A 15,047-nucleotide genomic window follows, 5' to 3' on the forward strand; every position below is an offset into this window, starting at 1 on the left:
ATAATAAACAATATATCGGTTATTATGAGCGCAGAATTCGATAACATTTCATTTGACATGCCTAAAACGCAATCTAACACAATTAAAGTAATTGGAGTTGGAGGAGGAGGTAGCAACGCAGTAAACCACATGTTTACGCAACACATTAAAGGGGTAGACTTTGTAATTTGTAACACAGATGCACAGGCTTTAGAGAATAGTCCTGTTCCTAATAAAATTCAATTAGGAGCAAACTTAACCTCTGGGTTGGGTGCAGGGGCAAATCCAGAAGTAGGAGCCAAAGCAGCAAAAGAAAGCTTGCAAGAAATTCAGCAATTGTTAAATACCCAAACTAAAATGGTATTTATTACTGCTGGTATGGGTGGAGGTACCGGTACAGGAGCCGCTCCTATTATTGCCAAAATTGCAAAAGATATGGATATCTTAACCGTTGGTATTGTTACGATGCCTTTTGCTTTTGAGGGAAGAAGACGTTCTAAACAAGCTCAATTAGGAATCGATCAACTGCGCCAAAATGTAGATTCTTTAATTGTTATCAATAATAATAAATTACGTGAAGTTTATGGAAACCTTGGTTTTAAAGCTGGTTTTTCTAAGGCTGATGAGGTTTTATCTACGGCTTCTCGTGGAATAGCAGAGGTAATTACGCATCACTATAAACAAAATATTGATTTACATGATGCTAAAACGGTACTTTCTAATAGTGGTACTGCAATTATGGGTTCTGCAAAAGAAGAAGGACAAACTAGAGCTAAAAGTGCTATTATGAAAGCATTAGATTCTCCTTTGTTAAATGATAACAAAATTACAGGAGCAAAGAATGTGTTGTTGTTAATTGTTTCTGGAACCAACGAAGTAACGTTAGATGAGATTGGAGAAATAAATGACTACATACAAGATGAAGCTGGTTATGATGCCAACATTATTATGGGTATTGGAGAGGATGCAGATTTAGGTGATGCTATAGCAGTAACTATTGTAGCTACCGGTTTTGCTGCAGACCAACAAAGTACAATTACAAATACGGAGGTTAAGAAAATTGTACATACTTTAGAGGATGAACAAAAGGCTACGTATGATTTTAGTGAAAAAACAGTTATAAAAGCGCCATCATTAAACGAGCCATTAACTAATAATGTAGAAGAAAAAATTATTCATTCTCTAGAAGAGGAAGTAGTAATACCAAAAACTAATTTGGTTAAAACTACTAATGAAATTGTAAATATGGAGGTTGTTTATGATGAAATTCAACCAGAAACTAGTGTAGAAGAAGATTTTGTTATTACAGATGTAACTCCAGTTCAAGAAGTACAAGCTGTAGAGGAGCCAAAAGTAAATCAGCCGAATTTATTATTTGATTTACCTTTAAATCCACAAGCCGAATTAAAAGCTACAAAGGTAAATGAGATTGAATCTTTTGAAGAAGAAGAGGTGGTTTTTGAGAGAAAAGAAGTAGAAAAACGATATGTCTTAGAAGATTTTGATGCAAAACCAACTATTGGTAAAAGTTCTGGTATTGTTGAAAAAAAAACGGTTGAAGAAGAAATTAAGTTTGAATTAAAAACTAGAGCTCCTCAAGTAGAAATTAATCAGATAGAAACGCATAGCGAAGAAATTTCTCCTTTAGATTTAACAATTACAGACTTAAAAGAGCGCGCAGAAGAACGACGCAGAAAAATGAAAGGTTTCAACTATAAGTTCAACGATCAAATGAACAAGAATATAGATGAAATTGAACGTCAGCCAGCTTATAAAAGATTAGGGATAGATTTAGATGTAAATAGTCCTATTAGTAATACTAAAACATCTATAAATAAAGATACAGAAGATATTAGTCTAAAATCTAATAATTCTTTTTTACATGATAATGTAGATTAAATAATCTTAATTTCTTTAAAAGATCTATAAAAGCCACATTTTTAATGTGGCTTTTATAGTATAATTAAGTTTTGGTAAAACCTTTATCTTTTCATATCTTAGTGTTGGTCTACACTTTAGCGCCATTAACCCCCCAAAGAGTATTGCATTTATATAAATAAAATACTTTTGTTAAAAAATACTTACAGATGGAATCAAAACTACCTAAACATTTTAAGCTAATAACCTTTTTATGGCTTATAATAATTAATTTTTCTTTTAACGCACAAGAAGAACCTTTTAATTGTGATTACAATGCCTATTTATTCCAAAGGAATGATATTTATGCTTTAGATTTAGCATCGGGAAGTTCTTATGTGGTAAAAGAAGATGTTACTCCAGGATCTATTAATGCAGTAGGATATAATCCTGCAGATGGATACATTTGGGGATCATTAAGTACACCTGCAAAAACAATTGTAAGAATTGGTAAAAACTTTAATGTAGAAACTTTTTATATAGATGAGTTACCAAGTTCTAGCAGATATGTAGGTGATGTTAGTTCAGAAGGTATCTATTATTTAAAAGGAGGAGGAACAAGTTATTATAAAATAGATTTAGACCCAGCGTCTGATAATTATACAAAGTATGTTAGTAGCCATGTGCTTACTAAAAACATTTCTGTACACGATTGGGCATTTAACGCTGTAGATGGTTATTTATATACCGTAGAAAAAAAGACGAATATATTATATAGAATTAATGCTACTACTGGAGAAGTAATTAGTTTAGGAGTAGTACCTATTTTAAATGGTTTAAACTATACGTATGGAGCAGTTTATTTTGATGCTTCTGGTCGTTTTTATGTTTCTGCCAATCAAACCGGAACAGTATATGTTATTCAAAGTGTACAATCTCTAGAACCAGGAAGTCAGTTAGACTCTAATCTTTTTGCATACGGACCGTCAAGTAGTTCTAATGATGGGGCAAGATGTCCTACAGCTCCTGTACCTCAAGAAGATTGTGCAAATGGAGTAGATGATGATGGTGATGGATTAGTAGATTGTGATGACCCGGCTTGTTCTGGTGTTGCAGCTTGTCCTATATTGGCACCACAAGTTTCTAGTGGTAATGATGGAGGTTTAGAAAGTAATGATCGCCTTTCCCAGCAAATCAATCAAAGAAACTATTTAAGAAAAAAAGGGAACTATAAGTTTGATAAGTTAAAAGCTAAAAAGGTTATAAAAACTAAAAATTATAAGAAGTCTGCTGCAAAAAGTACAAATTTCGAATTAAAAGATTTAATTCCTTTAGACGTAATTTCGGGAACAACAACAGTAGAATCTTCTCCTTCAGATTTAATAGCAATTACAAATGCTACCGAACTATACTCTGTAGATTATGTAAAAGATGGAGAAACGATTGCGGTTGTGTTAGCTACTAAAACTGAGAATGGAGTTTATGAACACACGAAATTTATTTGTGATAGATTATTAGGTGCCGAATTATTATCTGTTTCAACCATAGAACTTTTTCAAGAAGAAAGTGAAGAAGGCGAAGAAGAACAAGAAGGCGAAGGCGTACATTTTATTAAGTCTATTATAAAGAATAGTAATGGAACTAAAGAGTTTGTTTTAAGTTTTTCTGGAAGATTGATTAATAATGAAGAAAATTTTGAAATAGAAAGTCATTGGAATATTGATAAATATGAGGAGGGAGCTACGTATTATAACTTTCAAATCTGGTCTAATAGTGTAGACGATTTGTTAACCTTAGGAGAGGAAGCTTTGGCGTTGTTCGAAATTCAGAAACCTATTTTAGATTATGAAACGTCTTCTCCACCACCTGTATTTGTTAAGAAAGGTAAATATGTTAACGGTACTTTAGAATTAGAGTTAATTAATATAAGAAGAAGTAAAAGTGCGGTAATAGATGCTGGTTTTAAAAGAACTGAAACTTCGGCTACAGAATATTTTAATAGCACCTTAGAGTTAACGGGTAATTACATTGAGTCTTTAGTTATTGATACAGGAAATATCTTTGATATCGGTTTTAGAATAGAAAATGAATACAATTTAACTCCAGATGATTTATTTATGTCTGATGGTGTCTGGGGAAAAGATGATTCTCCTTCAGGAACTACGATTAATGAATTTGAGATTACTCAAAATGATAATATTTATACAGGAAGTGGTTATAGAGTAGAAAGAAATATAGCTTTAAAAGCAACCACAAGTGAGTACGTATCTGCGTTTAGATCTTTTACTCCAAGATTTACAACTGTAGATTTATCTAACTTTTCTACATTAGAACTAGAGGCAAAAGGAACAGGAGATGTAGAAATTACGATTGTGAAAGAAAGCATAGATGCTTGGGAAAACCAATTTAGAACTACTATAAAATTAAACGATACAGAAAGTCATTTTGCAATTCCTTTGTCGCATTTTGTTTCTGCCGCAGGTGGAGATATTGATTTATCTGATGCCGTAAATATTGTATTTACTATGTCTTCTGATGGTGTGGTTGTTTTAGATAAAGAAATGAATTTAAAAGACATACAGTTTACAACGCAAGTACTTGGAGTGCAAACAGAAGTTATTGCAGAAAATGAGGCTTTGTTAATGCCAAACCCAATGAAAGATGTTGCCGAGTTAAGTTTTTACTCAGAAACGAGTGCAACAACGAGTATTGAAGTTTATAACTTGACGGGTTCACTAATTAGAAAAACAATAGAAAATACTACAATAGGAAATAATAGTGTCTCTATAGTAAGAGAAGGTTTGAAAAAAGGTATCTATTTTATAAAAATTAGAAATGATTTTAGAAATTATAAAACCTTAAAGTTGATTATAGAGTAAAGTAATTTCACTTATTCTATTATTCTGAAGTCTCATAATTATTTTTTAATTATGAGACTTTTTAATTTAAAGAAGTATTAGCGGTAGTTCTATGTTTTACTGTTTTTTCCATTCATTTGGGTGCTGCTGTATCGGTTACAAAATGTTAGGACTAAGAATATTTGAATATGCAAGAGAAGTGTTATTTAATATGTTAATTAACGAATTAGAACAGCCGTTTATCTTTAGTTATTGTTTAATGGGCGGTCTTGATCGTTTTTAGGTTTTAATCCATTGTATATTTGTGGTAACAAAAGAAAAAAGAATAATACATAGAACTCATATTGGCCCCCAATTTCGTCCCCTAATTTAATCCCCCAATTTTTCTAAAACCATATTTATTTATAGATATGGTTTTTTTTGTTTTTAGATTCTTTACAAGGATTCATATCTTAAAAATAAATTTCTATTAGTTAAGAAGTGATTCGGGATAGTTTTAAAGGATTATTCTGATGTTTATCTTGTAATTTGGAAGCAAACAAGCTTGCGTGAAGGATTGAAGCAATTGTTTGAGCTCTCACGCTTTTTAGCGTGAAGCGAGTGCGGAAATCCTGACCTTTAGGGCACGCCCAAACAAAAAAAAATCCACCTAAAAAAGATGGATTTTAATATTGATAAATAACGATCTTGTCAATCTGAACTTGTTTGAGATTCTGAAATAAATTAAGAATGACAGTTTAAGTTTAGCTTAACGCTTCTTTAATTCTTTTGATTGCTTCTCTAATTTGTAATTCTGATGCTGCATAAGAAATTCTAATACAGTTTGGTGTACCAAAAGCATCTCCAGTTACTGTTGCAACGTTTGCTTTTTCTAAAATAAATAAAGAAAAATCACTTGCAGTTTCAATTTTCATTCCTTTAATAGTTTTACCAAAGAAAGCAGAAACATCAGGAAAAACGTAAAATGCACCTTCAGGAACATTTACTTTAAATCCGTCTATTTCTCTTAACAATCCAATAATGATATCTCTACGAGTTTTAAACTCGTCTACCATAAACTGAATTTTAGAAACCGGTGCTAAAACTGCTGTAATTGCAGCTCTTTGTGCAATACAGTTTGTACCAGAGGTAATTTGCCCTTGCATTTTTGTACATGCCTTAGCAATCCATTCTGGAGCACCAATATAACCAATTCTCCAACCTGTCATAGCAAATGCTTTTGCCAAACCGTTTACAGTAATGGTTCTGTCGTACATGCTTTCAATTGCCGCAAAACTAAATGGTTTTGTATCGTAATTGATATGTTCATAGATTTCATCTGATAAGATAAAAATCTGTGGGTGTTTTTCTAAAACTGCTGCCAACGCTCTATATTCTGCTTCACTATAAATAGTTCCACTTGGATTGTTTGGAGAGTTAAAGAAAATCATTTTTGTTTTTGGCGTAATTGCCGCTTCTAATTGCTCTGGAGTGATTTTAAAATCGGTCTCTATAGAAGAAGGAATTTCTACATATTTAGCTTCACATAAAATTGCAATTGCAGAGTAGCTTACCCAATATGGTGCTGGTAATAAAACTTCATCACCAGGGTTTAACAATACTTGTGCAATGTTTGCAATAGATTGTTTTGCTCCTGTAGAAACTACAACTTGACTTGGTTTGTAAACTAAGTCGTTATCGCGTTTAAACTTGGTGCAAATAGCTTCTTTTAAATCAGCATATCCATCTACTGGAGAATACGAATTATAATTTTGATTGATAGCTTCAATGGCAGCGTCTTTAATAAAATCTGGTGTATTAAAGTCTGGTTCTCCCAAACTTAAACCAATAATATCTTTTCCTTCTGCTCTTAGTTCTCTTGCTTTAGCAGCCATTGCTAAAGTTTGAGATACAGGTAAACTGTTAATTCTGTCCGATAATGGATGTTTCATCTTACTGATAGTTGTTGTTGTGTTACTTATGCTATTTCAGGGTTTTTACCCAAAACTCCCAAATGTCTAAAATGTTCTATAATTGCTTTACGCATGGTAGCGTATTCATTATAAGGCAAATTAAATTCCTTGGCGGTTTCTTTTACAATTTTAGCTAATTTATCATAATGTACATGAGAAATATGCGGAAAAATATGATGTTCAACTTGATGATTTAAACCTCCTGTATAGAAGTTTACCAATGAATTAGTAGGTGCAAAGTTAGATGTTGTGTATAATTGGTGGACTGCCCAAGTGTGTTCTAAATTTCCTTCTTTATCTGGTAAAGGCATTTCTGTATTTGGTACAATGTGTGCTAATTGAAAAACCAAACTCAAAATCATACCTGCAGTATAATGCATTACAAAAAAGCCAATTAGAACTTTCCACCAAGCAATGTCTAAAACCAATAAAGGTAAAACAATCCAAAGTGCATAATATGCAATTTTAGAAATGACTAATTTGGTCCATTCGGTTGTAGGGTTTGGAAACTTACCATAAGATAGTTTACGTTTTAAATAACGGTGCATTTGCTTAATATCTGTGGTAATTGCCCAGTTAATGGTTAATAATCCGTACAAAAAGATAGAATAATATTTCTGAATTTTATGAATAGGTAACCATGTAGAATGTTGAGAGAAACGAATAATTCGTCCAGCGTCAATATCTTCATCATGTCCTTCTACGTTTGTAAATGTATGGTGTAAAACGTTGTGTTGTACTTTCCAATTATACACGTTTCCGGCAAGAATATAAATACTGCTTCCCATTAATTTATTAACCCATTTTCTTTTAGAAAAAGAATCGTGATTGGCATCGTGCATTACATTCATACCAACACCGGCCATTCCTATTCCTGTAACCACCATTAAAAGTGCCATTACCCATTGAGGCATAGAAACTGTTAAGATTAAAATAAAAGGAACCAGGAAAAGAGAAAACATTATAATTGCTTTTGTGTACAATTTCCAGTTTCCTGTTTTTCTTAATTCGTTTTCTTTAAAATAGGTGTTTACTCTTTTGTTTAGAGTTCTAAAGAATTTTGCTTTATCTACTCTCGAAAAGTTTATTGTTTTCATTAATTTTATATATAGTTTACAAAAATAAGATTTTTAAAATATCTTTGTGTAACAAAGGTTGCATTTTGTTGCTAATTGTTTGTTGACAATAACTATTTTTGCATCATATACTTTTTTATGGAAATAATACACAAATATTTTAAAGACTTAACAGCAACTCAAATAGAACAATTTTCTAAACTTCAAGAATTATACCAAGATTGGAATTTAAAAATTAACGTTGTTTCTAGAAAAGATATAGACGAATTGTATCTGCGCCATGTGTTGCATTCTTTAGCAATTGCAAAAGTGATTCAATTTAAACCAGGTTCTAAGGTAATGGATGTTGGTACAGGTGGAGGTTTTCCTGGTATACCATTGGCAATTTTGTTTCCAGAAACACAATTTCATTTGGTAGATTCTATCGGAAAAAAAATTAAAGTGGTTGATGAAGTTGTAGCTGGTTTAGGTTTAGAAAACGTAAAAACTACAAACGGTAGAGTAGAAGAAGTAAAGGATACGTATGATTTTATTGTGAGTAGAGCAGTAGCACAAATGGAAACTTTTGTGGGGTGGACCAAAGGTAGAATTTCTAAAAAACAAAATCACGATATAAAAAATGGAATTTTGTATTTAAAAGGTGGCGATTTAACAGAAGAATTAAAACTCTATACGTCTGCAACGATTTATGATTTACCAGATTATTTTGAAGAAGATTTTTACGAAACCAAAAAAATTGTTCATTTAGGAATGAAGTTTAAAGGGTAAATCTCTTTAAGAAATAAAAAATTATTAATTATTTAGATTTTAAAGGTTGCTATTTTTAGCAGCCTTTTTTGTTGCCACAATACTAATTATTAAAATTTGAGTAGCGTGAAATAACATAAGTGGTAATAGCATAATACCAATAGTTGACATGTTTCCAAAAAGTATTTTAGAAAATACGGTGCCGTGTACTAATGACTTTTTTGTACCACAAAATTGTGCTGTAATTTGATCTTCAGTATTTAGTTGTAATTTTTTTGATAAAAAACCAGTGAGATAAAAAGCGGTAGCAAACAAGAGTAGCACACCAACTAAAATTAATGCCAAATCTAAAAAAGAAACAGCACTAAAAATGTTTCCTTCAAAAGATGCTGAAAAACTTTTGTAGATAATTAAAAGGATAATAGATTTATCAAAAAGGGTGAGTTTACTATTATGCTTCTGCGCAAAATCACCTAAAAAACGTTGTAAAAAAAGTCCAATAACAACGGGTACAATTATTTGAAGAATTAGTTTTAGATAGATTTCTGTAAAATCGAAATCTGATTGTACTTCATTTACAAATAATCCCATCCATAATGGAGTTATGGCAATACCTATAATGCCAGAAATACTGGCATTAAAAATTGCTCCTGGGATATTTCCTTTAGCTAAAGATACCATTACAACCGAAGACGATACGGTAGATGGTAAGGCAGCCAAGAAAAAGAAAGCCAACCAAATGGTTTCTTGTTCTGAATTTTGAATAAAAGGATGTAATAATAAAACGAGGATTGGAAAAATTAAAAAAGTAGATAGTTGTACTAAAACATGTAATTTCCAGTTTTTAAGTCCTGCTTTTAACTTACTCGGACTTAATTTTAGTCCGTAAAAAAAGAAGATAAGTGAAATACCAATGCTACTGATAGTGTTAATTGGAAATTTACTTTCTTGTGTTCCCCATTGCGGAAATATATAGGCTATTAGTATTACGATTATTATAGATACTACAAACTTATCAATCTTTATTTTCATTTATTTTTATTGAATTAGCAGATCATCATTAAGCGTGGTTCCCCTGTGTTTTCTTTGGGAGCGCGATGTAAACAAGGTAAAACTTTGCTTTCTGGATGATCAATGGCTAGTTTCCATAAGTTTCCAAGACCTAAATTAATTGGATGTGCTTCTGGCTTTGCTTGATAATGTAAATCGAAGAAATATTCGGTTAAAAAAGATTCAAAACCATCTTCTGGTCCATCATAAAGTTTGTTGAGTTCAGTTCTTATTTTTGGAATTAATATTTTTTGAGTGCCTTGTAAATTCGGCAAAATATCGCTCGAAGCTCCATGATAGGTGCATAAAAAAGTGTCAGCAGGTATTGGTGAACGATCTACGTGAAAAGAATATACATCGGTAGGGAAAAAAGGAAATGCATCATCTCTCTCATAGTTTTTAATGATATTTAGCGTTGGAATTTTACCATTTTCTTTTAATACTTTAAAGTCATTTAAGAGAATTTCTCGGGCAAGTTGACCTTGTTCACTTAACTGAAGTTCTAGAAGTTTCTCAGGAAGAAGTTCAATCATATTTCCACTGAATGCAACCTTTTTAATAATTTCAGAAAAATCACCTTTTAATTCACGATTCCAACAAAGAGCATTCACTTCTCCCTGAAAAGGAGTAGAAAGTAAGTCTTTAAAATTAGCAACACATTTAATTTGATGCTCAGTGGCAGATAAATTGACCATAATTATTTATACTTTTTTCTGATGTTACATATTTATGATAGCAATAAATACGTCCAGATCAAAATTCTGCTTTTTAATTCAATCTAGACATTTCTTTTAGAAAAAATAATAGAAATTTTTCTAACGATGCATTTCTTTTTGTTTTAACGGTAAGAAAGTAAGAAGATTTAAGTTCAATAGATTTGTTAGTAAGGGCTTCTTTTACGTTTAATTCATGCCATAAGGCATCCCAAGTGTCAATTACTTCTTTCGGGTTATATGCTGTTTTTGAAGCCAAATAAGCCGCTTTTAATTTTTCTTCACAATTTAAAAACCTACTTCTAGCATCTCCTGTTTCAATAAAAAGTTTTTCTATCAAGCCCAAAAGTTGTTCCTTATAATATTTTACGTTGGCATTCATTTTTTTCTGAAACAATACCATCATAGAAATAGGAGGTACAATTACATTGTCGGTAACACTTTCTTTTCCTTCTAAATCAAAGGAATCTTTTAGGACTGCAATTTTCCAGGTTTGGTCTAACTCATAATTTATCTCATGGGTTTGTGCATTAAAAATCACTAATATTTTAGACCAAGAATCAAAATTTGCATTGTTCCTTAGTTGATAAGAAACCAAACCATCATCTATTTTTTTAAACCTTAAGTTGTCTTGAACTTCTTTTGCTGTTGGCATTCTAAAAGCAGGGTGCTCTTTTCTTAACTTAATTAGGTTTTTATAGTAATCCAAAACATCACTATTTTTTACCTTTAAATTCCAATCAATTTCATTGATGGAATCTGGAGATTTGTATGAATTATGATCTCCTTTTTTAGTACTCATCATTTCTGAACCTTCATGTAAAAAAGGTGTTCCTTGAGATGTAAGTACAATTGCTGTAGACAATTTATGCATTGCCTTAATTTCATAAGAAGAGGCATCTGGTCTAGATATTTTTAATTTATCATATAAAGTAAAATTATCATGACAAGAAACATAGTTTATCGCTTGCCAAGGTTCTTTTGCCCAAGCATCATTTGAATAATTTACGTATTGGTAGTTTACTTGCGGATGTTGTATGGCACCTACGATTCCGCACTTTATAGACTCTTCGGTAAATTTTGCACCACTAACAAAACCAGTACTAGTATCATGAAAAACGGCTCCTTTTATGGCATCTCTTATATTGTCTGAAAAAGCAGCAATTTTTGGCATTTGAGGGATGTGCTTTTTTAAGGCACGTTTTTCTTCTGGTAACGGAGAATCTCCTCCAACCCAACCTTCTCCATAAATAATTGCATTAGGATTTATTTTATTAACCTCGTCGGCAATTAAATTCATGGTTTCAATATCGTGAATAGCCATTAAATCGAAACGAAAACCATCTAAATGATATTCCTCAGTCCAATATTTTACAGACTCAATCATAAATTTTTGAGTCATTTTTCTTTCGGATGCAGTTTCATTACCACAACCAGAAGCGTTAGAGTAACTACCGTCCTCATTAAAACGATAATAATAACCAGGATTTTCTAGATTAAAATTAGAAGTTTCTTTTACGCCTGTATGATTATATACTACATCTAAAACAACACCAATTCCGGCATCATGAAAAGCTTGTACCATGGTTTTAAATTCTTTGATACGAACTTCTGCTTTAAAAGGATTGGTAGAAAAAGAGCCTTCTGGTACATTGTAGTTTTGCGGATCGTAACCCCAATTGAATTGAGGCGTGCCTAAATCTGTTTCATCAATAGAATACTGATCGAAAGTAGGTAGTAAATGCACATGAGTAATTCCTAATCTTATGATGTGATCGATAGCAGTAGGAACATTTTGGGTGCTTTTTACGCCTTTTTCTATCAATCCTAAATATTTACCTGGATAAGACGAGTTTGCTTCTTTTTGAATGGTAATATTTCGGATATGTAGTTCGTAAATAATGGCATTATTTGCTACGTCTAGTTGCACATATGTATCTTGTTCCCAATTTTTAGGATTTGTATTTTCGGCATTAAAAACCATGGCTCTGTTACCGTTTACACCTACTGCTTTTGCATAAATACCAGGAGTTTCGGTCAACCAATTATCATCTATATAGGTTTGATATGTGTAGTAAATTCCGTCTAAGTCCTTTTCAATAGTTTTAAACCAAACTCCGTTTTCTTCAGGGGATAAATCTAAAGTTTCAAAAACTTCAGAATCATTTCCTGTTTTATATAAGTTTAGTTTTACTGCAGTTGCTCTGGGAGACCAAATTTTAAAAGTAGTTTGTTCTTTAGAATAGTCTAACCAAAGACTTTTATCTGTTGTTGGGTATTCTTCAAAAGAAGAAAAAGTGTGAGGATTTTGTTCCATTTAATTCTGATTGAAAGTAGTAGAAAGTTCCTCATTTTTATTGAAATACGCAACAGAATTATTAAAAATATTTAATAGGAAATAAATAGGTTATTCAGGTAAATCGAAAGGATGTTGAAAACCTGTTTTAGTTAAATCAACGCTGTATAAATTTTTAGTGGCAGTTACAAATAATGTTTTTTTATCAGGTTTTCCAAAAGTACAATTGGTGGTTTGTTCTGGAAATAAGATAGACCCCGTTTTAGTTCCTTGTTTATTGAAAATTTGAATTGTTAATTTAGAACATACATATAAGTTTCCTTCTGTGTCTAAAGCCATTCCGTCTGCTTGAGATTTTGGTTCACCATCTTTAGCATTGGTTAAAGTAGCAAAAACGGTTTTGTTTGTAATTGTTCCGTCTGTTTGGTTGATGTTAAACGTATAAATATCATGTGTATCAGAATCGTTTACAAAAAGATGTTTTGCATCATTAGAAATTAAGATTCCATTTGGGAATGTAAATCCTGATTCGGCTGCAACTGTTAGTTTTCCTTCTGGAGTGATGTAATACACTCTTCTCTTTGACTGAAAAGGAGGGTTTCTTCTTGTTGGGTCTGTAAAGTAAATTCCGCCTTTTTTATCGATACAAACCTCATTTGGGTTGTCAAAACGTTTTTCTTTATATTCTGTAAATAAGGTTTCAATTAAAGTTCCATCTACTTTTCTTCTAGCTATATTTCCTGCTCTAAATCCGCAGACTACTAAATTATAATCTTGGTCAAACATCAATCCATTGCAACCATCTATGTTATTATCAAAAGCAAGTGCAAACGTATTGTTGGTTACAGAGTATTTGTATACTTTTTTAGCAGGAATATCTGAAAAATAAATAAATTCAGAACCATCCCAAGCCGGACCTTCAATAAATCGAAATTGATCTGTACTTAATTTTACAGGCGTTTGTGCTTTGCTTTGGTAAGAAAAAGTAATGATAAGGATGAGTGATAAGATTCTTGATTTCATAAGACGTTTTTAGAATTACGAAAATAGGAACTAAGAGAAGTTATAAAAGGATTCTTATTATCCTTTAATTGGCTGAAATTACCTTTAGGTATCGGTTTTACTGTTTTATAATTTTAAAAGTATAGGTGTCTAGTGGGCTTTTTCCGGGAATCGTTAAAATATAAAGTCCATTTTGTAGATTAGAAAAATCGAAAGTACTATTTTCAGAAATACCTTTTTTTACGAGTATTGATTTAAAATTATAAATTCTGAATTGATAATTTTTTTTAGACAAATTTTTAATATATACTAAGTCCCTTGTTGGGTTTGGATAAGCATACGGTTTCGTTTTTAATGTAATTATTGGGGTAGCATCTTTTTTTGAACAAGCGCTTTCTAGGTAATATTCTATGTCATTTCTATCATGCTTTTTTACATAATTTAATGCTGCAGATTTTGTTAAATAAGTACATGCTTTTTCAAAATTTCCTAGATCATATTGTGTTATTCCTAAAAATTTATAAGCAAAAGAATTATTTGGGTTTAATTCTAAAGCTTCATTTAAATCTTTAATTCCGAGTGCTGTTTCGCCTAATTTGTGGTACAAGAAACCACGGATAGTTCTTAAGTCATTCTCGCTGCCTGCAAATCCAAATTTATACAATGCTTTTTCTCTTTCAAAAGCCAAGTTAACTAACTCAAATGCTTTTTCGTACTCTTCTAATTCAGTGTATATGGCAGCTAATGCTCTGTTAGAAAAAGCATGTTTTTTCCATTCAATTTTAACTTCTTCTAAATAGGTAATTGCTAATCTATATTCCTTAATACCATACAAATAAGAACCCATATTATATTTGTAAAGATTATTTTTAGGATCTTTTTCAATGGCTAAGTTTCTATAATGTATGGCTAAATTTTCTTTTTGATAATATGCATTAATACCACCTAAACGATTGTAAAGACTCGCTTTTAGTTTGTCTGGTAATGGTTTTTTCTGTTTTTCTGTATGTTTAAAATAGTGTTCAATTTTTTTAAAATTTTCTCTAGCTAAAAACATCTCACCAATTTGATATCTTAAAATACCTTGTTGATAAATATCTTTACCAGTTTTTACGTTGTAGTTTGTTTTTTTATAAAGTGCTTGTAGTTTCTGTTTTTTTGCTAAAATGTAAGGAGCGTTCTTTTTATTTATTTGGGTTTCATAGTCTATTCTTTTGGTAAGTTTACCATTGTCAAAAATATAACTAACAACCTTTTCACCTAGATCATTATATTTATAGCATTCACCATGCATGCGTTTATTTTTAAAGAAAAAGGTTTCATTTTTATTCCCAGATCGGTGATACGTTTTAATACTATCGATAGCCTTATCATTTCCATACCATCTTTCTATAGAGACAACTTTATTTTTAAAGTAACTCTTCAAAACCCTATTTTCTCCCTCTTGACTTATTAATTGATTGTAACTAAGTAAGGAAGTGAAGGTAAGTAGGGTAAATAGAATCTTTTTCATTTTA

Annotated in this window: 10 protein-coding genes; 3 read left to right on the forward strand and 7 right to left on the reverse strand. The window is 31.4% G+C overall.

The window, feature by feature from the left end; genetic code table 11:
* The first annotated feature begins 24 nt into the window (after positions 1-24).
* The gene (ftsZ, locus tag JOP69_RS16195) at positions 25-1,878 is read left to right on the forward strand and encodes a cell division protein FtsZ (RefSeq protein WP_203391940.1); all 1,854 of its coding nucleotides are present in this window, start codon (positions 25-27) and stop codon (positions 1,876-1,878) included.
* 188 nt (positions 1,879-2,066) lie between these two features.
* Entirely contained in the window at positions 2,067-4,715 is a 2,649-nt protein-coding gene (locus JOP69_RS16200; protein ID WP_203391941.1) for a T9SS type A sorting domain-containing protein, read from the forward strand.
* A 722-nt stretch (positions 4,716-5,437) separates the two neighbouring features.
* Here JOP69_RS16200 and JOP69_RS16205 read toward each other — a convergent pair.
* A complete protein-coding gene (locus JOP69_RS16205; protein WP_203391942.1) occupies positions 5,438-6,625 on the reverse strand; it encodes a pyridoxal phosphate-dependent aminotransferase in 1,188 nt (395 codons plus the stop codon).
* Positions 6,626-6,651: 26 nt separating this feature from the next.
* Complete coding sequence (locus tag JOP69_RS16210; RefSeq protein ID WP_203391943.1) at positions 6,652-7,743, reverse strand: acyl-CoA desaturase; 1,092 nt, start codon at positions 7,741-7,743, stop codon at positions 6,652-6,654.
* A gap of 117 nt (positions 7,744-7,860) precedes the next feature.
* Here JOP69_RS16210 and rsmG point away from each other — a divergent pair, with 117 nt between their 5' ends.
* The gene (rsmG, locus tag JOP69_RS16215; RefSeq protein ID WP_203391944.1) at positions 7,861-8,490 is read left to right on the forward strand and encodes a 16S rRNA (guanine(527)-N(7))-methyltransferase RsmG; all 630 of its coding nucleotides are present in this window, start codon (positions 7,861-7,863) and stop codon (positions 8,488-8,490) included.
* A gap of 39 nt (positions 8,491-8,529) precedes the next feature.
* Here rsmG and JOP69_RS16220 read toward each other — a convergent pair whose 3' ends face one another.
* The 5 genes from JOP69_RS16220 to JOP69_RS16240 form a co-directional block, all read right to left on the reverse strand.
* Positions 8,530-9,501 (reverse strand): bile acid:sodium symporter family protein, encoded by a 972-nt coding sequence (locus JOP69_RS16220; RefSeq protein ID WP_203391945.1) that lies wholly within the window; start codon positions 9,499-9,501, stop codon positions 8,530-8,532.
* Between the two features lie 14 nt (positions 9,502-9,515).
* The gene (locus JOP69_RS16225) at positions 9,516-10,214 is read right to left on the reverse strand and encodes a hypothetical protein (protein ID WP_203391946.1); all 699 of its coding nucleotides are present in this window, start codon (positions 10,212-10,214) and stop codon (positions 9,516-9,518) included.
* A gap of 73 nt (positions 10,215-10,287) precedes the next feature.
* On the reverse strand, positions 10,288-12,549 hold the full coding sequence (pulA, locus tag JOP69_RS16230; protein WP_203391947.1) for a type I pullulanase: 2,262 nt from the start codon (positions 12,547-12,549) through the stop codon (positions 10,288-10,290).
* 90 nt (positions 12,550-12,639) lie between these two features.
* Positions 12,640-13,551 carry an SMP-30/gluconolactonase/LRE family protein gene (locus tag JOP69_RS16235; RefSeq protein WP_203391948.1) on the reverse strand — a complete coding sequence of 304 codons (912 nt, stop codon included), beginning with the start codon at positions 13,549-13,551 and terminating at the stop codon, positions 12,640-12,642.
* A 97-nt stretch (positions 13,552-13,648) separates the two neighbouring features.
* Positions 13,649-15,043: a T9SS type A sorting domain-containing protein gene (locus JOP69_RS16240; RefSeq protein ID WP_203391949.1), complete on the reverse strand. Its 1,395-nt coding sequence runs from the start codon at positions 15,041-15,043 to the stop codon at positions 13,649-13,651.
* Between the last annotated feature and the right edge of the window lie 4 nt (positions 15,044-15,047).

It is taken from the genome of Polaribacter sp. Q13 (assembly GCF_016858305.2).
In the GTDB taxonomy this organism is placed as follows: Bacteria; Bacteroidota; Bacteroidia; order Flavobacteriales; family Flavobacteriaceae; genus Polaribacter.

Excerpts from the sequence above, each read along its gene's own strand:
- ftsZ (WP_203391940.1), top strand. The coding sequence starts at position 25 with ATGAGCGCAGAATTCGATAACATTTCATTTGACATGCCTAAAACGCAA.
- JOP69_RS16200 (WP_203391941.1), top strand. The coding sequence starts at position 2,067 with ATGGAATCAAAACTACCTAAACATTTTAAGCTAATAACCTTTTTATGG.
- JOP69_RS16205 (WP_203391942.1), bottom strand. The coding sequence starts at position 6,625 with ATGAAACATCCATTATCGGACAGAATTAACAGTTTACCTGTATCTCAA.
- JOP69_RS16210 (WP_203391943.1), bottom strand. The coding sequence starts at position 7,743 with ATGAAAACAATAAACTTTTCGAGAGTAGATAAAGCAAAATTCTTTAGA.
- rsmG (WP_203391944.1), top strand. The coding sequence starts at position 7,861 with ATGGAAATAATACACAAATATTTTAAAGACTTAACAGCAACTCAAATA.
- JOP69_RS16220 (WP_203391945.1), bottom strand. The coding sequence starts at position 9,501 with ATGAAAATAAAGATTGATAAGTTTGTAGTATCTATAATAATCGTAATA.
- JOP69_RS16225 (WP_203391946.1), bottom strand. The coding sequence starts at position 10,214 with ATGGTCAATTTATCTGCCACTGAGCATCAAATTAAATGTGTTGCTAAT.
- pulA (WP_203391947.1), bottom strand. The coding sequence starts at position 12,549 with ATGGAACAAAATCCTCACACTTTTTCTTCTTTTGAAGAATACCCAACA.
- JOP69_RS16235 (WP_203391948.1), bottom strand. The coding sequence starts at position 13,551 with ATGAAATCAAGAATCTTATCACTCATCCTTATCATTACTTTTTCTTAC.
- JOP69_RS16240 (WP_203391949.1), bottom strand. The coding sequence starts at position 15,043 with ATGAAAAAGATTCTATTTACCCTACTTACCTTCACTTCCTTACTTAGT.